We start from the raw sequence: 20,356 nt of genomic DNA, 5'->3' as shown, positions 1-20,356 counted from the left end.
TTGAATGAAGATTGCGCTAATTACAGGGATTACTGGTCAGGACGGGTCATATTTAGCAGAATTACTTCTTGAAAAAGGATATGTAGTTCATGGAATTATTCGAAGAGCGAGTGTTTTTAACACCGAACGCATCGATCATCTGATTGACAGGGAACATTTCATCCTGCATCATGGAGATGTGACTGACAGCTCGAATATCAATAAATTGATGTCGACTATTCAGCCTGACGAGGTGTATAATCTTGCAGCGCAAAGTCATGTTCAGGTTTCATTCGAGGTTCCGGAGTATACTGCCCAAGTGGATGCAATGGGAACTTTGAGAATTCTGGATGCATTGCGGAATTACTGCCCGAAAGCCCGTTTTTATCAAGCATCTACTTCTGAGTTATACGGTAAAGTACAAGAAATTCCTCAAACAGAGAATACGCCATTTTATCCCAGAAGTCCTTATGGAGTTGCCAAAATATATGGTTTCTGGATCGTGAAGAACTTTCGTGAAGCTTACAATCTGTATGCATGCAACGGAATTTTGTTCAACCATGAAAGTGAGCGCAGAGGTAAAACCTTTGTGACTCGGAAAATCACCATTGGATTGGCTGAAATTGCTCAAGGTATTCGTCAAACATTGGCTTTGGGTAACCTGGATTCGAAACGCGATTGGGGTTATGCGAAGGAATACGTGGAAGCGATGTGGCTCATGCTTCAACAGGATGAACCGGAGGATTTTGTTATCGCAACCGGAAAAACCTATACGGTAAGGGATTTTATCGAACGAGCGGCAAAGCATGTCGGATTTGATATTATCTGGGAAGGAACAGGAGTGGATGAGATTGGTATTGACCGCAATACCTGCAAAAAGATCATTGAGATCAATCCGAAATACTTCAGACCAACAGAAGTGGATTTATTGATTGGTGATGCAACAAAAGCACAAAATAAACTAGGCTGGAAAGCAAAAGTGGAGATAGATGAACTGGTCAGTATCATGATGGAAAATGATATCGAGATGGTTCGGAACAGTAAGCGCTAGGAAGATGGAAAAACACGACAAAATATATATAGCTGGCCATAATGGAATGGTTGGAAGCAGTATTGTCAGAAAATTGCAGCGTGAGGGATTTACGAATTTGATCACCCGGTCTTCTAAAGAACTCAATCTGATCAATCAGGCGGATGTATTGGCTTTTTTTGAAGAGACAAAGCCCGATTATGTGTTCATGGCTGCAGCCAAAGTAGGAGGGATTCAAGCAAATAATACTTATAAGGGTGATTTTTTGTACGACAATCTGATGATTCAGACGAATGTCATTCATGCCTCGTATCTGAATCAGGTGAAAAAAATGTTGTTCCTGGGAAGCTCTTGTATTTATCCCAAGTTTGCACATCAACCCATTTCTGAAGACAGTTTGTTGACAGGAACCCTGGAACCGACCAATGAACCTTATGCGATTGCCAAAATTGCAGGGATCAAATTGTGTGATGCATACAGGGATCAGCATGGCTGCAACTTCATTTCTGCTATGCCGACTAATTTGTACGGACCGAATGACAATTACGATCTATCGAATTCTCATGTGTTGCCGGCAATGATCCGCAAATTCCATGAAGCAAAGCTCAACGGTGGAAAAGAAGTGGTTGTTTGGGGAACAGGAAAACCAATGAGAGAGTTCCTTTACGTGGATGACTTGGCGGATGCTTGTTATTTCCTGATGGAGAATTACAATAATCCGGGCGCTATCAATGTAGGTACGGGAAGCGATATCACGATTGAAGATCTGGCTCATTTGGTGAAACGAATCGTTGGATTTGAAGGTGAGATCGTGTTCGATACCTCCAAACCCGATGGTACGCCTAAGAAACAGTTGAACGTAAGCAAAATCAATCAATTGGGATGGAGTGCTAAAATTTCTTTGGAAGAAGGGGTCAAATTGGCTTATGCATCTTTTTTGGACCATTCAAAAAACTAATCCGTTTTGAAGAGAATCAGCATTGTTTCCAGGCATTATCCACCCAATAAGAATATCAATGGAGTTTTGGCCAATCAAATGGCTGAATACCTGATAAGGGATTCTGATGCGGAAGTAACCATCTTCTGTATGGATGCCGATGCGGATGGAAATACGGCTTCCATGGATGTTTTTGGGAAAGTGGTTCGTTTGAAACAACGGTTCAATCCCAATAGCAAAATGGGGAAGCTGCTCAATATGTTCTATGATGGATATATCCTGATCAAAAAGAGTAAAAAGCATCCTTCGGATCTGATCATTTGTACTTCCAGTCCGCCCTTACTTCCTTTTTGGGCATCAGGCATGTTGAAAAAGAAACGCAAATGGGCTTTTTGGTCTTTGGACCTCTTTCCGGAAGGATTCGTTTCTGCCAATACAGTGAAGGAAAGCAACCTGGGATACCGTTTTTTGAAAAAACGCACTTACCGTCATGCTCCTGATTTATTGATCGCTCTGGGAGAGGAACAGGCAAGACATATTCAGCAGAATTATCACCAACCTATCCCGACGATCATCTTACCGGCTGGTGTTACCCTGGATGAACCTGCAAATGAACCTGAAACTGATGACAAACCAACCTGGTATAACCCGGATGTGGTCACCTTGGGATATTTTGGGAACGTCGGGCAAGCACATAATCCGGAATTCATTAAAGGAATGATTTCAGCATCTGATCGTGAAGGATTCCAGTTTGTTTTATCCGTTTATGGAATCAATGCTCAGGAAGTCAAGGAATATGCGCGTAATTTCAAGCATGCGGTGATCGTGGAGAATGGACTTGCGCAGCATCATTTGAAATACATTGATATTCATTTGGTCTCTTTGAGAACTTCCTGGACACATGCAGCTGTTCCATCCAAAGCGGTGACTGCAATTTCAACCGGTCGACCGATTCTGTTTTGCGGAAGCGAGCACAGTGATAACTGGCAAATGTTTAAGGCTGCTGCTTGGTTCATTCCTGAAACCGAGACCATGAATTTGGAGATAGAGCACTTCATTTCCACTATCAGTAAGGAAGAGATTGCCTCGAAAGCCACGCGAACCAAAAATATTATTGTAACATTGAAACAACAAGTTTTGGACGCGTATTTACAAATAGGAAAGTACGATAGATAAACCGATTATGAAAATACTGGTCATTAGTACGTATGAAACTCATGGAGGTGGATCGATTGCCGCTAAACGGTTGACTATTGCTTTAAACAAGACAAAGGAAGTTGAAGCCAAATTACTGGTGAACAACGCTCAGACAAAAGATCCGCAGGTAATTGAGGTCGCTGATACGAAACTCAAGAAACGGATGCGTAAGTTTAGGTTCATTTTGGAACGGATTCTTTTTATTCCTTATGAACTTTCCAAGAAAGAGCGGTATTCCTTTTCAACGGCTTATTTCGGGACTGATATCAGTCAGCACCCATTGGTTCAGGAGGCGGATGTGTTACATCTTCACTGGATAAATCAGGGCTTTCTTTCACATACCAATTTGCGGCAACTGATCCAATTGGGAAAACCTATTGTTGTTACCATGCACGATGTTTGGTATTTTACCGGAGGTTGTCATTATACGCGCGAATGTGACCATTTTATGAAAAATTGTGGAAATTGCATCCTCATAAAACACGCAGGTGAGAATGACCTGTCTCATAAAGCATGGAATATCAAACAGAAGATGTATTCCGATAAAATGAAATTTGTTGCTTGCAGCAATTGGTTGGCTGAATTGGCAAAAACGAGTAGTTTACTGGATTCCAATCAGGTGAGCTGCATCCCAAATCCGATTGACCGTTCTGTTTTTAACCGGAAAGACAAATTGGGTTCGCGAAAACAATTCAACTTGCCCGAAGATAAGATCCTGATCCTGTATGTTGCAGTGAAAGTGGATAATGAACGAAAAGGGTATCATTACTTGTCGGCAGCACTTAAAACCCTATTTGAATCCAATTCACCAATTAAAAAAGACATCGAAATCGTTGTGATGGGTGGCGTGGATGATCCGTCATTGATTAATTTCTATTTCCCGACCCATTTTTTAGGAAGATTGAGCAATGTAGATGCGATTGTTTCCTGTTATAATGCGGCAGATTTGTTTATTGCTCCATCGCTTGAAGATAACTTACCGAATACCATTGTGGAAAGTATTGCTTGCGGAACACCGGTTGTTGCATTCAATATCGGGGGAATTCCGGATATTATCGATCACAGGGAAAACGGATATTTGGCTGCATACAAAGACACTTCTGATCTGATTAATGGAATAGAGTGGGTACTTGCTCAACCGGATATTTCGGACAAATGTCTGGAGAAAGCAGAGAACACCTTTTCAGAAGGAGTTGTTTCCCCTCAGTTTATTAGCCTGTATAAATCACTTTTGTGATACTTTTCCTTTCAGTACAATCAGTGGAGAAAGGGATTTGCTTTCTCTTGGAATAATCCGCGTGAAAACTTTCCCGCCAACAAATAATAGTTTGAAAAAGGCCTTTACAAATACCGATTGCGTTTTGTAATTCTCCAGCCAGATACTGAATCGCCCGACGTAATAAGTCGAAACATCTTCAATTTTCAATTCATCGGCAATGGATTTCAATAGATCCAGATCCATCGATTGGATGTTGTGAACATCGTAGTTGGCTTTGTCAAATTTGCGTTGTAACCAACCGTTAATCCCTCTGAAATTCGGTAAAATGATCAACAATTCTCCGTTCGGATTGATATAATCCAGATGCCGTTTGATGATTGCTTTCGTATCTACAAAATGCTCAATCAGACCGATGGAGAAAACCAGATCGTACTTTTTTTCGATCTCATGATCCAAAGTCAGGTCATCCTCAATCAGATGAATGGCATTTTTATCCAATCCATTTGCTGCAAGCAAATCATCCACAATCGATTGGTCGATGAAATAATCTAAGAGGGTAGTGTCCAGGTTGTATTTCTTTTTGACGTAAATCGAGAATGTTCCCGGAAAACCTCCCAGTTCAATAGACGATTTCAGCTTGCTGTTTGCAATAACGGAATCCAATACCCGATTGTGGAAACCGGATTCATGAACGGGACCAATGAGTGAATCTCGTTTATTGTTCCAATAATCTTCCCAGAACTTTCTTTCGGTTAACAGGTCTTTTTCGTTCATCGCAGAAGCCATTAGTTCAGATGTTTTGTATTTAGGAATATGCCGTCTACTTGCAACAAGTGTTTGGTTTTCGCATCACTGAAACCGTTTTCCAGGGAGATCAGGGTAAATCCTTTGCTGTCCAAATAATCGATGATTTCGCGATAAAGAACTTCGTCCTGGTAAAGCTGCACCAAAGACATTTCCAATTGAATGAGCGTGATTTGTTCCAATACTTTTTCCGAACCGATCAATACATTTTTCTCATACCCCTGGGTATCGATCTTCAACATGACTTTATTCCCTTTTTCATAAAAGGATTGAAAGACTTCATCGAGTGTCTTGATTTCGATTTCTTCCGTTCCGATGTATTTCGATTCAGGTGCGCCTTCCACATGTGCATCTTCCATCTCCAGGATGGAACTGCTGAACGAGTTTCCGGAAACGTTGATAGTAGTTTTCCCCGCAACATCTCCCAAAGCATAGCGATTGATCGTCCATTTGGAATCTTTGGCGGAAGCCTGTTCCAATCGTTGGTAAGCATCGGTTACCGGTTCGAATGAAACGATTTTTCCTTTGTAGCCCAACATGCGCGACATTTCACCATACTGACCTGCATTTGCTCCGACATCAAACAATAGATCGATGCCGTGATATTTTAAGATTTGAGATCTTCTAAGCCAATCGGGCTTAAAATACTTTAGAACAGGAACTCCCATATTGATAAGATTCCGAGCCATTTTCATCTTAAAATTCATAGAGGAGAATATTGATTGAATTGATAATCTTTTCGCTTGATATGCAGCATTTTTAAAGAAAGGACGAATTTAGCAAAAAGTTTAAATATAGTAAGGACTTGCCGAACTAAAATAGTAAAGCTTAGGGTTTACTGGTGCGATAATTCAAGGTGTTATTTACACCCAATGACTTTTAGAAGTGCAATGCATCTGTTTTACCGCAGATGCACTGATTTTAATGGGCGCTTACCAGAGGGAGTTATGTATTTAACGCAGGTAAAACAAACTTGTCTTCTTTTTTCCACAATTAATTATTTTAAAAGAGCATCACTATTTTTATAAAGCACGCGGATTTATTAGATTTTCGCAGATATATACAGGTTGCAATCTGCGCTCCGACCTTGTCGGAGTCTGCGAAATCTGCGTGCTAAATTATTACACGTTAAGTTTTTAGAGACTCTTTTGAGAGTCACCTGGCTTAAGTACATAATTCCCCTTACCAGACGCCCTTAACTCATTAATTCATATTTAATGCCTTGGAAAAAATAAAGTCGACCGGTAGGCGACTTCCTTTATCTGTTCGTCTGCGGTGGGAAATAAGAATGGGAGTTATGGTGATTAATACCTGATAATTCAGGCTGTAAAAGCAAGTGGTAATCTTTTGCGGGAAAATATTCCTTAATTTCGCATCAATGGGCTTGGTGCAAAAAGATGCTTTTAGAACAACAGTGATTTCCTATGTGGGAATTCTAATTGGTTATCTCAACAAAGGTGTTTTGTTCCTAATCATTTTGTCGACAGCACAAATCGGCTTGATCAACTTGATTATTTCCATAGGAACCTTGTTTGCTCAATTGGCGAATTTCGGTACTGTTTATGTCACTTGGAAGTTTTTCCCATTCCTTAAAAATGAAGAGAAGAGGCATCATGGATTCCTACCCTTTGTCTTGCTGATCGTCGGAACAGGGATTGTTCTTTACAGTGGACTATATATTCTTTTCCGGGATCAGATTCAGCAAGGGTATATTGAGAAATCTCCCATGTTCCTGGACTATTATTATTGGATCTTACCGATTGGAATCTCCTACGCCTTCTTCATTGTTCTGGAAACTTACCTGCGAAGTCTGTATAAGAATATTATCGCTGTTTTTGCTTATGAAGTGGTTCTTCGTCTTGCATTAACGGTGATCCTTGTCTTGAAATGGTTAGACCTCATCTCATTTGAGCTGTTTGTTGGATTACACAGTTTGCTGTACATTATTCCAACCATGATACTCGTCTTTTACTTAGGACGTATAAATGAATTTCATTTACGGGTTTCAACAATTCAAATTCCGAAACGTTTCAAAAAGATCATCTTTTACTTCTCCTCTTTTTCCTATATCAACACCCTGGGCGGAGTTTGGGTAAGCTCGTTGGATGTATTGATGATTGCCCAGTTTGTTGGATTGAAAGGTGCTGGAATCTTCGCTACAGTGGTGTTTTTAGCCGGAGTACTGCAGGTTCCCTTTAAATCGATTCTCAGAGTAAGTGCACCAATGGTCTCAGACTATTGGAAACACCGGGAAATGGACAAGATGAAAGAATTGTATACGAAGGTAAGCTCGGTTTCACTAGTGATCGGTCTGTCGATGTTCCTTTTGTGCTGGGTCAATATTGATTTCCTGTTTTCGTTTATCAAATCGGAATTCCGGGAAGGGATCTGGGTGTTCTTCTTCATTATGATCGGGAGATTGGTGGATATGTATTTTGGGATAAACGGATCCATCTTTTCCACCTCCAAGAAGTACCGATACGACATCTTCTTTACGGTGTCACTGATCATAGGGGTTTATTTACTGAATTATTGGTTGATACCGATTTGGGGAATTGTGGGTGCAGCAATTTCAACATCGATCGCATTGATTGTTTACAACGTAGGAAGATTATTATTTGTTTGGATCGCCTACAAATTGCATCCTTTTCATCGAAATCAGTTTGTAATCATCGGATTGTTTGTGATCGCCATGATGGCAGGACATTTTACTCAAGGTCTTATAAACAACAAGTGGATCCAATTTTTATTTGAATCCACTTTAGCTATTGTATTATTTTTTGTTCCGATTTATTTGCTCTCTTTGGAGAAAGAAACCGTGAATTATATTAAAAAAGGAATGGCTTTTGTCCGTTCCAAATTCAGACGCAATTAAGCGATTGTTTGTTTGATCGTTTCAATTGCCTGAGTTAATCCATCTGCGTTTTTACCTCCCGCAGTTGCGAAGAAAGCTTGTCCGCCTCCACCACCTTGAATCAGGGATGCAACAGATTTAACTAAGTTTCCTGCGTTCCAACCTTTGGAAGAAACCAAGGCTTCATCAACCAAAACACTGATAGCACATTTGTCTTCTTCTTTGGATCCGATGACAGCAACCAAATTCGGAACTTCACCTTTCAATTGGAATAAGATGTCTTTTACTGAACCTGCATCGAGGTCAATCAATGCGTCGAGGTAAGAGAAATCTCCTTTGGAAACGATTTTCGCCTTCAAGTCAGCTTTCACCAATTTCGCATGTTCTTTCTTGAAACTCTCCACCTGCTTTTGAAGCTGATTGTTTTTTGAAATCAGATCTTCCACCGCTTTGGATACATCTTTCGGATTTTTCAATAACTCGTTCACCGATTTCAATTTCGATTCCTGATCTGCATAATAGCTTTCAACAGCCACATTGGTAATTGCCTCTATACGACGAATTCCGGCAGCTACTGCAGATTCCGCTTGAATTTTGAATAAACCGATTTGTCCCGTGTTTTGAACGTGTGTTCCTCCGCACAATTCTACTGAATCGCCAAATTTGATTACGCGGACAGTATCACCGTATTTTTCACCAAACAAAGCCATTGCGCCCATCTCAGTTGCTATCTCGACCGGAACATTGCGTTTTTCATCCAAATCAATGCTTGCACGAATGGCTTCACTCACCAATGATTCGATTATTGCCAATTCTTCGTCCGTCACTTTTGAAAAGTGAGAAAAGTCGAATCGCAAATAATTCGGGTTGACCAAAGATCCTTTTTGTTCGACATGTGTTCCCAATACGGTTCTTAATGCGTGATGCAATAAGTGAGTTGCCGAGTGATTGGATGCAGACAATTTGCGTTTGCTTTCGTTCACTTCAGCCGTGAAAGGTCTGTTCGGGTTGCTTGGCAATGTTTCAGACAAGTGAACAATCAAGTTGTTCTCTTTCTTCGTATCGAAAATGATTACTGATTCCGAATCATTGTAAATTCTTCCGGTATCGCCAACTTGTCCTCCACCTTCCGGGTAGAAAGGAGTTTTGGAGAATACCAATTGATAGAATGTTTTTTGTTTCTGGGAAACCTTGCGGTATTTTACGATTTCAACAGCCGTTTGAAGGTAGTCGTAACCTACGAATTCTTCCACCGAATCATCGATCAACTGAACCCAATCATCTGTTTCGATAGCTGTTGCAGCTCTCGAACGGTCTTTTTGTTTGGTCAATTCTTCGTTGAATCCTTTTTCATCAACTGTTAAGTTATTTTCGCGGGCGATCAAGCTTGTTAAGTCGATCGGAAACCCGAATGTATCATATAATTCGAAAACGGCACTACCACCCAATTGAGTTGAATTGGAAGTTTTCGCAGCGTCGATCAGTCCTTCAATGCGTTTGATACCTTGTTCCAAAGTTCTGAAAAACGACAATTCTTCTTCACGGATCACTTTTTCAACCAATTCGCGTTGTTTGATCAATTCGGAGAATGGGTCGCCCATCACTTCGGAAAGTACAACGGATAAACCGGAAAGGAATGGTTCTTTCAATCCCAAAGTCTGGTATCCGTAACGAACTGCGCGTCTTAAAATACGACGAATCACATAACCGGCTCCGGTATTGGAAGGCAATTGTCCGTCAGCAATAGAGAATGCAATAGCACGCACGTGATCTGCAATGACACGCAATGCGATATCAGTTGTTTCGTTTTCTCCGTATTTCTTTCCGGATACCTTTTCCATGTGTTGGATCAAGGTTTGGAACAGATCGATATCGTAGTTGGATGTTTTGTCTTGTAAGGTCATTGCCAAACGCTCCAATCCCATCCCGGTATCTACATGTGTTGCTGGAAGAGGCTCCAAACTTCCGTCTGCTTTCCGGTTGAATTGCATGAAAACGTTGTTCCAGATTTCAATCACTTGCGGGTGATCCTCGTTGACAAATTGTTTTCCGTCTGTTTTTGCTCTTTCAGCAGCAGGTCTGTTATCCACATGGATTTCGGTACACGGTCCGCATGGTCCGGTGTCACCCATTTCCCAGAAATTATCTTTTTTGGAAGCCAGGATAATCCGGTCTTCGGCAATGAATCGTTTCCAGATGTTGTATGATTCCTGATCTTGTGGAACGCCATCTTTTTCATCACCCTCAAAAACGGTAACGTACAAACGGTCTGTTGGAATTTTGTAAACTTCTGTCAATAGTTCCCAAGCCCAGGCAATAGCTTCTTCTTTGAAATAATCTCCGAAAGACCAGTTTCCAAGCATCTCGAACATCGTGTGGTGATAGGTATCAACACCCACTTCTTCCAGGTCGTTGTGCTTTCCTGAAACGCGAAGACATTTTTGAGAATTGGCGACACGACGGTTTTTTGGAACCGCATTACCCAGGAAATAATCCTTGAATTGGTTCATTCCGGCGTTTGTAAACATCAAGGTTGGGTCATTTTTTACAACCATTGGTGCTGAAGGAACAATCTGATGTCCTTTCGACGCAAAAAAATCAAAAAACTGCTTGCGAATTTCGTGTACTGTCATTGTTGTTAACTTGTGAACTACCGTTCAATAATAATAAAGTCCACAAATTTAGTCGAATTAGTCAATTTTACAGATGAAAGACCCTGAAATATTTCGCTTACTTGGCTCTAAACATCATTCGGAGTACGACGAAAACGGATATGACAACGGTGGTTACAAAGAAGATGTCGGGGAAATTCCCAAAAACTTCATGAAGAATTCGTTTACCATCCTTGCCTGTAAAAATTTGGACATTGTAAATTTTCAAAAGTGTCGCACAGATCAATAACATACCAAGCAAAATGATCGCTCCAAAACGGTAAATGTGTCTTCTGATTTCCGTATTACCAATGGTATTGCCTTCTTCACCGAGTTTAATGCTGTGTTGAAGTCCGCCTTGTTTGAAATTGGTGACAATTGTCCGGATGTCTTTTGGAAGTGTTTCGACCAAATAGAGATAATCTTCCGCTGAACTTAAGAGTTTGCTTTTAATGTTTTTCCATCCGAAACGTTCCTTGATCTTTTCTTTTGCATAAGGTTTTACCATGGCGATCATATCCAGTTTCACGTGAAGGGATTCAGCCACTTTTTGGATGGTAACCAGGGTTTTCAGCAACATGTACAAACTACTTGGAATCGTAATCCCGTATTTCATCAGAAGCTTAAAGGTGTCGGTAAATAACCCGGAAATATCCACATCATCATAGGTGTAGTAGGCGTACTTTTGGGTAAGTTCCCGAATTTCAAACTCCAGACTTTCCATTTCACGCAAACTTTCCACTTCCGTCAGTTTCAATAGAGCCTTGGCAATTTTATGTGGGTTATTATCCGCAAAACCGATCAGGAAATCGATCAGACCATCAATTTGTTTTGGTTTCAAACTGGAACACATCCCAAAATCGATCAGGACTATCTGATTGTCTCCGCGGATAAACAGATTTCCCGAATGCGGATCTGCATGGAAGAAACCGTGTTTCAGTATCATAGTGAGAATCACATTCACACCGTTCTCAGCAATTATTTTCGGATCGTAATCTTTGGATACCAGGTTAGCAAGATTATCAGGTGCCTCACCTTCAATATATTCCATGATCAAAAGCTTCGACGTAGAATACTTGCTGTAAACTTTCGGTACATATGCTCGCGGGTCACCTTTGAACATGTGCGTAAACCGCATCATATTCGAAAGTTCATTCATGAAATCAAGCTCTTTCAGCATGATATCTCCAAAATCCTCTATGAATTGGATGAGGTTGAAGTTACTGATCTCAGGATATTGAATCTGGATTTTTCGTGCAAAGATCTGAAGTAGTTTAATGTCCAATCGGATCTTGTTCCGGATATTCGGGCGTTGCACTTTTAACACAACTCTTTCTCCGGAGTGGAGGGTAGCCAGATAAACTTGAGCGATAGAAGCGGAAGCGATGTGTTTCTCATTGAATTCAGAGAATACGGTTTCGATTGATGCCCCAATTTCATTTTCAATGATCTGGATTGCGATATCATCTGGTATTGGTCGGGCGGAAGATTGTAATTTCTTCAACTCCAATCGCAAACCTTCTGAAGCGATATCAGGCCTGTCAGCAACGATCTGTCCGAATTTAATGAATGTCGGTCCCAAATCTTCAATAATCAGACGCAGTCTTTCAGATCTGGTTTTCCGGTTTTTACCTCTTGGATCGAAAATGATTCGCAAAGGTCCTGTTGTGAACCAATTCGTGAGATAATGCCCCAGAATGATGCGGATGATAGAAAGTAATCGGAAAAAGTTTTTAAGATTTGAACTAAAGCGAAAGATCCACATACAGGAATGTTATTTATATCAAATGTAAGTTAAAGTTTAGTATAGTGAAATAAGGTAAGTTAAATTCAGAACAAATATTTAGATTTTAGCATTCATTCACATTTTTTCTATCTTTAGCCACTTGAAAACTGAAAACTATAATATACAATGGCTAAAAATATATGGCGAGTAAAGCCAATGAGTGCCTTTGAGGCAGACATGAAGAAAAATGATTTAAAGCGCGTTCTAACAAAATGGGGTTTAACATCTTTGGGAATCGGAGCGATTATTGGTGGTGGGATTTTCACCTTAACTGGTATCGCTGCTCATAACCATGCCGGACCAGCTTTGGCTATCGCATTTGCAATTGCAGGTGTGGGGTGCTTATTTGCTTCTCTATGTTATGCTGAATTTGCTTCAGTTTTGCCTGTTGAAGGAAGTGCATATGCCTATTCTTACGGGACGATGGGAGAGGTTTTTGCATGGATCATCGGTTGGAATTTGATTCTGGAATACATGATGGGAGCGACCACTGTAGCTGTTGCGTGGAGTGGCTATTTTGAAAAACTCCTCCATCAATGTGGAATCCATCCGCCAATGTGGCTCATGAATGACCCGGTTACTGCTGCTCAAAAAGCACATGATGCTGGAATTGCAGCTCCATCTTTTGCATTTAACCTTCCGGCGTTTTTAATTACTTGGGTAGTAACATCCATCTTGGTAAAAGGAATTAAAGAAGCTGCTAAAACGAACAACCTGATTGTAATCTTGAAATTGGCAGTCGTATTGTTTGTGATTTTTGTTGGTTTCTTCTTTATCGATACCAAAAATTACACTCCTTTTGTTCCTGCAGCTGAGGTAATTGATGGTGTTTCCCATTACGGTTGGGGATTTGGTGGAGTATTGACAGCGGCGAGTATTGTTTTCTTTGCCTACATTGGTTTTGATGCTGTTTCAACACAATCCGGTGAGGCGATCAATCCGAAAAAAGATGTTCCATTTGCAATTATTGCATCATTAATTATTTGTACTGTACTTTATATTGCTGTCTCTCTCGTACTAACAGGGATGGTTGGGTTTAAGGATTTAGATATCAAAGCTCCTGTTGCTTCTGCGTTTGAAGGAATAGGAATGCCTTGGGCGACAGTTCTTATTACCATTGCAGCTGTAGCGGGTCTTACTTCGGTAATGTTGGTAATGATGTTGGGTCAGACACGTGTATTCCTTGGAATGGCGAAGGATGGTTTGTTACCATTCAAAATCTTTGGAGTGGTTCATAAAAAATTCAAGACACCTTATAGAAGTACTCTAATTGTTGGTCTGATCATTTCAATTGTAGCTTCTTTAACTCCAATTGATAAGGTTGCTGAAATGTGCAGTATGGGTACTTTATTGGCTTTCTCGATGATCTCAGTTGCCGTTTTGATTTTAAGAATCAAGCAGCCGGATTTACCTAGACCATTTAAAACACCATTCTTACCGGTTGTTTCTATCTTAGGAACCTTATTCAATGTTGGTCTGATGTTCTTTGTGAAGCCTGAAACATGGGTGGCATTTTTGATCTGGACCGGTATCGGATTCTTAGTGTACTTCGCTTACAGTAGAAGACATAGTAAAGTGAATCAATACAACTTTGAACAGTCTTTGGGAGGCCATGATGCTATCGTAAATGCTTCAGAGAACCTGAATGATGACGACGATAAATAAATAAGAGATATTTAAATAATAGTCCTGCTTTAGTAGATAGAGCGGGACTTTTTTTTGACTTATGGAAGAAAAAAACACTAAGAAATCACTCGGGCTAATGGATGCCACTTTCCTTGTTGCGGGAAGTATGATCGGTTCAGGGATTTTCATCGTTTCTGCAGAAATGTCACGTGACCTGGGAAGTTCCGGATGGTTATTGTTCACCTGGTTGATTACCGGAGTGATTACACTTTTTGGTGCCTTGAGTTACGGCGAATTGGCTGCCATGTTCCCCAAAGCGGGAGGTCAGTTCGTTTACATTCGTGAAGCCTGGGGTAAATTACCTTCGTTTTTGTATGGCTGGACCACTTTTGCCGTAATACAAACCGGAGTGATTGCTGCGGTTGGTGTAGCTTTCGGAAAGTTTGCCGGAGTTTTCTTCCCCGTTTTGGTCGATCAAACCATTTTCGAATACACTTCCGAATACGCTTCGGTGAAGATCAACGGAGCCAATTTCGTTGGAGTTGGTACAATACTGATCTTAACTATTATAAATGTTCGCGGAATCAATTATGGAAAGATTATCCAGGCCATTTTTACCAGTTCGAAGCTGATTGCATTGGCTGTTTTAATTGTTGCCGGGATCGTAGTTGGTTTTTCTTCCGGTTTTTTTGATGAGAATTTCCACAACATGTGGGAAGCAACTTCTACAAAAAAACAAGCGGATGGAAGTTGGTTGACAACTGATCTTGCATCGGTCGGTCTGATGATCGTTCTTTCAACAACCATCATTAACTCCTTGTTTTCTTCGGATGCATGGAACAATGTGACATTTATCGCCGGAGACATCCGCAATCCGGAAAAGAACCTGCCACGTTCATTATTCCTGGGAACATTTATCGTTACTATCCTGTATATACTGGCGAATGTGGCTTATTTGGGTTTACTACCACTTCATGGAACTCCATTTGAAGGAGATTTTGTGTATACGAAAGAAGCCGTTCAGTCGACCGGAATCCAATTTGCAAGTTCAGACAGGGTAGGTACTTCCGCTGCTTATATGTTATTTGGAAATGTCGCAAATCTATTGATGGCCATATTGATTATGATCTCCACGTTTGGTTGTAATAACGGATTGATCATGGCTGGTTCGCGTTTGTTCTATGCCATGTCGAAAGACGGTTTATTCTTCAAAAAAGCGAGCAAATTAAACAGCGTTGGCGTTCCTGCCTGGGCGATGTGGATTCAAAGCATCTGGGCAATAGCCTTGTGCTTTTCGGGTTCTTATGGAATCCTGATCAAGTTTGCGACTTTCGGATCGATGGTTTTCTACATCGTGACAATCTTAGGTTTATTCAAGTTGAGAAGAACCATGCCGGATGCTCATAGACCGTACAAAGCGTTTGGTTATCCTGTCATTCCGTTCTTGTATTTGGTTTTTGCCGTAGTGATATGCGTTTCCCTAACCTTATTCACTTTCTGGGATACGTTTGGAAGTATTCTGCTGATCCTGGCTGGAATCCCGATTTATTATCTGGCATTTAAACCAAAGAACAAAGTCGTTTAGCAGACAGTTTTCCATTTCCTGACAAAACTCTGACACAAAATCAGACTTGGGTGTAGTGATTCTGTCAAATCGGCAGGAAATAGCACCTTGTTTGCCGGCTTCCCTGACAAAAAGTACCCAAATGGGATAGGTTTATCTACTGGCACAACCTTTGACTTATGGAAGGAAAATTCGAAAAACGAAAAACAAGTAAAATGGGAAAAATAATTGGAATCGATTTAGGAACAACAAACTCATGTGTTTCCGTAATGGAAGGGAATGAGCCAGTTGTAATCGCAAATTCTGAAGGTAAACGTACTACACCCTCTGTGGTAGCATTCGTAGAAGGTGGTGAACTTAAAGTTGGTGACCCTGCGAAACGTCAGGCGATTACCAACCCAACAAAGACAATTTACTCGATCAAGCGTTTCATGGGATCGTCTTATGATGATGTGAAATTGGAAACAGGACGTGTACCTTATAAAGTGGTGAAAGGCGATAACAATACTCCACGTGTGGATATTGATGGTCGTATGTATACACCACAAGAAATTTCTGCAATGATTCTTCAGAAAATGAAGAAAACTGCTGAAGACTATTTAGGTCATGAGGTGACTGAAGCGGTTGTTACCGTTCCTGCTTACTTTAATGATGCACAACGTCAGGCAACAAAAGAAGCAGGTGAAATCGCTGGTTTGACAATCAAACGTATTATCAACGAGCCTACAGCTGCTGCGTTAGCTTACGGTTTGGATAAAAAAGGAATTGACCAAAAGATCGTGGTATTTGACTTTGGAGGTGGTACTCATGACGTTTCTGTCCTTGAATTGGGAGACGGAGTGTTCGAAGTATTGGCAACAGATGGAGATACACACTTAGGTGGTGACGATGTGGATGATGCAATCATCAACTGGTTGGCTGAAGAATTCAAAGCTGAAGAAGGTTTGGATTTACGTCAGGACCCAATGGCTTTGCAACGTTTGAAAGAAGCTGCTGAGAAAGCAAAAATTGAATTGTCTTCTACGACTTCTTCTGAGATCAACTTGCCATACATCATGCCGGTGAATGGTATTCCAAAACACTTGGTTAGAACATTACAACGTTCGAAATTCGAGCAATTGATCGCTACTATCGTTGAAAGAACTATCGCTCCTTGTCGTTCTGCCCTTCAAAATGCAGGATTGTCTACAAGCGATATCGATGAAGTGATCTTGGTTGGTGGATCTACACGTATTCCTGTAATCCAGGACGCTGTTCAACGTTTCTTCGGAAAAGCTCCTTCAAAAGGGGTGAACCCGGATGAGGTTGTAGCAGTTGGAGCAGCAATTCAAGGAGGTGTATTGACAGGTGAGGTGAAAGATGTCTTATTGTTGGATGTGATTCCATTGTCTTTAGGAATTGAAACAATGGGTGGAGTATTCACGAAATTGATCGAGTCAAATACAACTATTCCGACTAAAAAATCTGAGACGTTCTCAACGGCAGCAGATAATCAACCGGCAGTAGATATTCACGTATTGCAAGGTGAACGTCCGATGGCAGGCGACAACAAGACATTGGGTCGTTTCTCATTGACAGACATTCCACCTGCACGTCGTGGTGAGCCACAAATTGAAGTAACATTCGATGTGGATGCGAACGGTATCATGCACATTTCTGCAAAAGACAAAGGAACAGGAAAAGAGCAATCAATCAAGATTGAGGCATCTTCAGGTTTGTCTGATGAAGAAATCAAGCGTATGAAAGCAGAAGCAGAAGCAAATGCAGATGCAGATAAAAAACGTATGCAGGAAGCTGAAACGTTGAATAAAGCGGATTCATTGATTTTCCAAACAGAGCGTCAATTGAAAGAGTACGGTGATAAAATTCCTGCTGATAAGAAACAACCGATTGAAGATGCTTTGGCAGCTTTGAAAACGGAGTTTGATGCGAAGAACATGGCGAATTTGGAACCGGCAATGGAGCGTTTGAATACAGCTTTCCAAGCAGCTTCTCAAGAAATGTATAACGCAGCAAACGCTGGTGGTGCAGATCAGGGAGCTCAACAAGGTGGTAACGCTGGCGGAAACGCGGGTGACGAAGTAACTGATGTTGACTTTGAAGAAGTAAACGAGAACGATAAGAAGTAACTTATCAATAAAGAATAAATTAACACGAAAAAGGGTTCTTGCATAGCAGGAACCCTTTTTTTTGTCTTGTTTTGTGCTGAATCAGCTTTAAAAATCAATTCTATCGAGTCTTTGCTGGTTTTCCAAAAGGGCAATTTTGTATTCGTTTTTCAATGAATGAATCACATTAGCTGTAGTGTCTATCTTTTCAATTCCGGTGGTTCCCTGACCTGCGGACCAAATATCTTTCCAAGCCTTTCCGTGTTCTGCAGTTAATTTAGAAAAGTCTTCTTCTTTTTTCTCTGTAATATCAACACCTGATTTTTCAATACTAGGCAAAAGAAAGTTTGCATTGACACCCGAAATCCCATCCGTATAAATAATGTCCTCTATGTGAGAAGCAACAAGCATTTCCTTGTAAGCTGGTTGTGCCATACTTTCTTCAGTTGCAATAAACCGTGTTCCCATGTAAGCAAAATCTGCGCCCATCGTTTGAGCCGCAAGGATATCTTTTCCTTTCGTGATTGCTCCGGCTAAAATCAATGCTCCGTCATAAAACGAACGGATTTCTGCCACCAAAGCAAAAGGGTTTGCTGTTCCTGCATGACCTCCCGCACCGTTTGCTACTGCAATAATCCCGTCCACACCCGATTCAATAGCTTTTTCAGCATGGCGCTTTTTAATCACATCGTGAAAGACCAAACCACCATAGGAATGTACTGCATCCACCACTTCCTTGACCGCGCCCAGTGAAGTAATGACCAAGGGAACTTTGTATTTGATGCAAAGCTCTAAATCAGCCATCAGCCGCGGGTTGGTTTTGTTTACAATGAGGTTGATCCCATAAGGTGCCGGTTTTGTATTGGATTCCTCCTCAAATGTTTTTAGGGCAGTTGTGATCTCGATCAATAATTGTTCGAAGTCTGCTGAACTTCTTCCGTTGAGGGAAGGCAAAGTTCCTATAATTCCATTTTTGCAGCATTCGATCACTAATTTACTTCCTGAAACCAGAAACATGGGGGAAGCGATAACAGGTAATGAGACGCTTTTTTTAAGTTCTTCAATATTCATATGTGATAGATTTTTCAGCTATAATTTACCAATTGGAAATTACGAATAAAACGGGTACGGGAGGATGAAATTCTAACCCGTAAAATGGAGAAATCCGGCTTTTATTTTCAGAGGAGCCTCAAAGTTTGTTTCATACAATCCTCCTGTTCCCAATCCTTGCGGTAAAACTGGATTATAATCAGCTGTAAATTGTGCAATCGCATTCAGACCGATATTGCTTTCCAAAGCGGAAGTGATCCACCACGGAATTTGTCTTGCTTCTGCCAATTTGATCCATTCACTTGTTCCGCTGAATCCTCCGTGCAGACTTGGTTTCAGAATGATGAACTGCGGGGTGATGGTGTTCAATAGATCGATCTTTCGTTCCCGTTCATTGATTCCGATCAATTCTTCATCCAGTGCTATTGGTAATGGGGTTTTCTCACAAAGGTCTTTCATTTCCTTCCAAGAACCGGCTTTGATAGGTTGCTCTATGCTGTGTAAATCGAGTTGAGCTAATTCCTTCAGTTTCCAAAAAGCATCCTCCATTTTAAATGCGCCATTTGCATCCACCCGTAGCACAATTTGTGAGGCGTCGTATCTGGAACGAATCCCTTCTAACAACTTTAATTCCTGTTTAAAATCAATTGCTCCTACTTTTAACTTGATACATGTAAATCCTGCGTCGAGTTTTTCTGCAATCTGGTCTCGCATATAACCGGGATCTCCCATCCAGATCAGACCGTTGATCGGGATACTGAATCCTGTGGATGCTTTTGCAGATTCGAAGTAAATTTGTTTTCCTCCGTTGATCAGATCAAAATACGCACTTTCCAAACCGAATAGGATGGATGGGAAATCATTCAGAAGATTTTTGTTCTCAATAAAACGAGCGGGATCTTGACAGACTTCGGTCAATTTGGATTCATACTGCTCATCAGAAACATAATCCGGAGATAAACCCGGAATTACCGAACATTCTCCCAAACCGACCACGCCATCAGAATTAGCCAATTTAAGCTTCCATCCTTTCTTTTGTGTTAAAACACCACGACTTGTTCCACTCGGACGTTTAAAGTCCAGGGTGAACGCTTCAAATGAAGCTATGAGTTGTTTTATAGGATCCATTGGTTGATAGAAACGCTAATCACATAAAGAATACTGATAAAGAAAGTTCCCAAAGCAACAATTTTTAGCTGGGAATCCAATTCTCTTGGAACGGTGTTCTTAGCTACAAAGAGCAGGTGTTTAATAAATAAAATAATCGGGATCAAAGAAATGAATCCGAGCCAATTCCGGGTGAGGATCAAAAATACGATCCAACTGGAAAAGGCAGTGATGATTAAAAAGTAATGGTACTTCTTTGCGTTTGAAGCTCCCAATTTTACAACAAGCGTTCTTTTGCCAACTTTTTCATCGTTTTCGCGATCTCTTAAGTTATTCAGATTTAGAACGGCTGTACTGAGGAAACCGATAGTTATTGCAGGAAGTATCAATATCCAGGAGAGTGTGTCGGAAAACAAGGGGTAAACACCGATAACACTAACTAAT

The 20,356-nt window shown here is 40.8% G+C and carries 15 protein-coding genes; 8 read left to right on the top strand and 7 right to left on the bottom strand.

The genetic code is table 11. The features are described 5' to 3' along the window. The first annotated feature begins 4 nt into the window (after nucleotides 1-4). Genes gmd through AAG807_RS13935 form a run of 4 tightly spaced genes read left to right on the top strand, consistent with a single transcriptional unit; the run spans nucleotide 5 to nucleotide 4,380 of the window. Nucleotides 5-1,030, top strand: a complete 1,026-nt coding sequence (gmd, locus tag AAG807_RS13950; RefSeq protein WP_341905102.1) for a GDP-mannose 4,6-dehydratase — start codon at nucleotides 5-7, stop codon at nucleotides 1,028-1,030. A gap of 4 nt (nucleotides 1,031-1,034) precedes the next feature. Further along, nucleotides 1,035-1,967, top strand: coding sequence for a GDP-L-fucose synthase (locus AAG807_RS13945; protein WP_341905098.1), 933 nt, complete (start codon nucleotides 1,035-1,037; stop codon nucleotides 1,965-1,967). 6 nt (nucleotides 1,968-1,973) lie between these two features. Continuing rightward, the gene (locus AAG807_RS13940) at nucleotides 1,974-3,122 is read left to right on the top strand and encodes a hypothetical protein (RefSeq protein WP_341905095.1); all 1,149 of its coding nucleotides are present in this window, start codon (nucleotides 1,974-1,976) and stop codon (nucleotides 3,120-3,122) included. 7 nt (nucleotides 3,123-3,129) lie between these two features. After that, on the top strand, nucleotides 3,130-4,380 hold the full coding sequence (locus AAG807_RS13935) for a glycosyltransferase (RefSeq protein WP_341905093.1): 1,251 nt from the start codon (nucleotides 3,130-3,132) through the stop codon (nucleotides 4,378-4,380). Here AAG807_RS13935 and AAG807_RS13930 read toward each other — a convergent pair. Further along, a complete protein-coding gene (locus tag AAG807_RS13930) occupies nucleotides 4,369-5,148 on the bottom strand; it encodes a class I SAM-dependent methyltransferase (protein WP_341905089.1) in 780 nt (259 codons plus the stop codon). The two genes, AAG807_RS13935 and AAG807_RS13930, sit on opposite strands and share 12 nt — an antisense overlap. After that, nucleotides 5,148-5,855 (bottom strand): FkbM family methyltransferase, encoded by a 708-nt coding sequence (locus AAG807_RS13925; RefSeq protein ID WP_341905086.1) that lies wholly within the window; start codon nucleotides 5,853-5,855, stop codon nucleotides 5,148-5,150. The genes AAG807_RS13930 and AAG807_RS13925 overlap by 1 nt, the downstream gene beginning before the upstream one ends. Nucleotides 5,856-6,544: 689 nt before the next feature. On the opposite strand from AAG807_RS13925, the gene AAG807_RS13920 reads away from it, so the two are divergent. Next, a complete protein-coding gene (locus tag AAG807_RS13920; protein ID WP_341905083.1) occupies nucleotides 6,545-8,041 on the top strand; it encodes a polysaccharide biosynthesis C-terminal domain-containing protein in 1,497 nt (498 codons plus the stop codon). Here AAG807_RS13920 and alaS read toward each other — a convergent pair. Together alaS and AAG807_RS13910 are read right to left on the bottom strand one after the other, a co-directional pair. Then, nucleotides 8,038-10,653 (bottom strand): alanine--tRNA ligase, encoded by a 2,616-nt coding sequence (gene alaS, locus AAG807_RS13915; protein ID WP_341905081.1) that lies wholly within the window; start codon nucleotides 10,651-10,653, stop codon nucleotides 8,038-8,040. The genes AAG807_RS13920 and alaS overlap by 4 nt on opposite strands. Nucleotides 10,654-10,750: 97 nt before the next feature. Next, the gene (locus tag AAG807_RS13910; RefSeq protein WP_341905079.1) at nucleotides 10,751-12,436 is read right to left on the bottom strand and encodes an AarF/ABC1/UbiB kinase family protein; all 1,686 of its coding nucleotides are present in this window, start codon (nucleotides 12,434-12,436) and stop codon (nucleotides 10,751-10,753) included. 147 nt (nucleotides 12,437-12,583) lie between these two features. Here AAG807_RS13910 and AAG807_RS13905 point away from each other — a divergent pair, with 147 nt between their 5' ends. The 3 genes from AAG807_RS13905 (at nucleotide 12,584) to dnaK (ending at nucleotide 17,776) form a co-directional block, all read left to right on the top strand. Beyond that, complete coding sequence (locus AAG807_RS13905; RefSeq protein WP_341905077.1) at nucleotides 12,584-14,122, top strand: amino acid permease; 1,539 nt, start codon at nucleotides 12,584-12,586, stop codon at nucleotides 14,120-14,122. Nucleotides 14,123-14,183: 61 nt separating this feature from the next. Continuing rightward, entirely contained in the window at nucleotides 14,184-15,668 is a 1,485-nt protein-coding gene (locus tag AAG807_RS13900; protein WP_341905075.1) for an amino acid permease, read from the top strand. A 194-nt stretch (nucleotides 15,669-15,862) separates the two neighbouring features. After that, complete coding sequence (gene dnaK, locus AAG807_RS13895) at nucleotides 15,863-17,776, top strand: molecular chaperone DnaK (RefSeq protein WP_341905073.1); 1,914 nt, start codon at nucleotides 15,863-15,865, stop codon at nucleotides 17,774-17,776. An 87-nt stretch (nucleotides 17,777-17,863) separates the two neighbouring features. Here the strand turns inward: dnaK and AAG807_RS13890 are convergent, their stop codons facing one another. From AAG807_RS13890 to AAG807_RS13880, 3 genes are all read right to left on the bottom strand, one after another. Next, entirely contained in the window at nucleotides 17,864-18,826 is a 963-nt protein-coding gene (locus AAG807_RS13890; RefSeq protein WP_341905071.1) for a nitronate monooxygenase, read from the bottom strand. Between the two features lie 72 nt (nucleotides 18,827-18,898). Next, nucleotides 18,899-19,933 (bottom strand): o-succinylbenzoate synthase, encoded by a 1,035-nt coding sequence (locus AAG807_RS13885; protein WP_341905068.1) that lies wholly within the window; start codon nucleotides 19,931-19,933, stop codon nucleotides 18,899-18,901. Continuing rightward, nucleotides 19,921-20,356, bottom strand: a 436-nt coding sequence (locus tag AAG807_RS13880) for a UbiA family prenyltransferase (protein ID WP_341905064.1), incomplete at its 5' end; no start/stop codon positions are given. The genes AAG807_RS13880 and AAG807_RS13885, both read right to left, overlap by 13 nt.

It is taken from the genome of Fluviicola taffensis DSM 16823 (assembly GCF_943372375.1).
GTDB classification, from domain to species: domain Bacteria; phylum Bacteroidota; class Bacteroidia; order Flavobacteriales_D; family Crocinitomicaceae; genus Fluviicola; species Fluviicola taffensis_A.
The sequence above is the reverse complement of the archived record's forward strand: the minus strand, read 5'-3'. Positions and strand labels throughout refer to the sequence as shown.

What these genes read in the sequence shown, in the direction of transcription:
- gmd (WP_341905102.1), top strand. Translation starts at nt 5, where the DNA reads ATGAAGATTGCGCTAATTACAGGGATTACTGGTCAGGACGGGTCATAT.
- AAG807_RS13945 (WP_341905098.1), top strand. Translation starts at nt 1,035, where the DNA reads ATGGAAAAACACGACAAAATATATATAGCTGGCCATAATGGAATGGTT.
- AAG807_RS13935 (WP_341905093.1), top strand. Translation starts at nt 3,130, where the DNA reads ATGAAAATACTGGTCATTAGTACGTATGAAACTCATGGAGGTGGATCG.
- AAG807_RS13930 (WP_341905089.1), bottom strand. Translation starts at nt 5,148, where the DNA reads ATGGCTTCTGCGATGAACGAAAAAGACCTGTTAACCGAAAGAAAGTTC.
- AAG807_RS13925 (WP_341905086.1), bottom strand. Translation starts at nt 5,855, where the DNA reads ATGGCTCGGAATCTTATCAATATGGGAGTTCCTGTTCTAAAGTATTTT.
- AAG807_RS13920 (WP_341905083.1), top strand. Translation starts at nt 6,545, where the DNA reads ATGGGCTTGGTGCAAAAAGATGCTTTTAGAACAACAGTGATTTCCTAT.
- alaS (WP_341905081.1), bottom strand. Translation starts at nt 10,653, where the DNA reads ATGACAGTACACGAAATTCGCAAGCAGTTTTTTGATTTTTTTGCGTCG.
- AAG807_RS13910 (WP_341905079.1), bottom strand. Translation starts at nt 12,436, where the DNA reads ATGTGGATCTTTCGCTTTAGTTCAAATCTTAAAAACTTTTTCCGATTA.
- AAG807_RS13905 (WP_341905077.1), top strand. Translation starts at nt 12,584, where the DNA reads ATGGCTAAAAATATATGGCGAGTAAAGCCAATGAGTGCCTTTGAGGCA.
- AAG807_RS13900 (WP_341905075.1), top strand. Translation starts at nt 14,184, where the DNA reads ATGGAAGAAAAAAACACTAAGAAATCACTCGGGCTAATGGATGCCACT.
- dnaK (WP_341905073.1), top strand. Translation starts at nt 15,863, where the DNA reads ATGGGAAAAATAATTGGAATCGATTTAGGAACAACAAACTCATGTGTT.
- AAG807_RS13890 (WP_341905071.1), bottom strand. Translation starts at nt 18,826, where the DNA reads ATGAATATTGAAGAACTTAAAAAAAGCGTCTCATTACCTGTTATCGCT.
- AAG807_RS13885 (WP_341905068.1), bottom strand. Translation starts at nt 19,933, where the DNA reads ATGGATCCTATAAAACAACTCATAGCTTCATTTGAAGCGTTCACCCTG.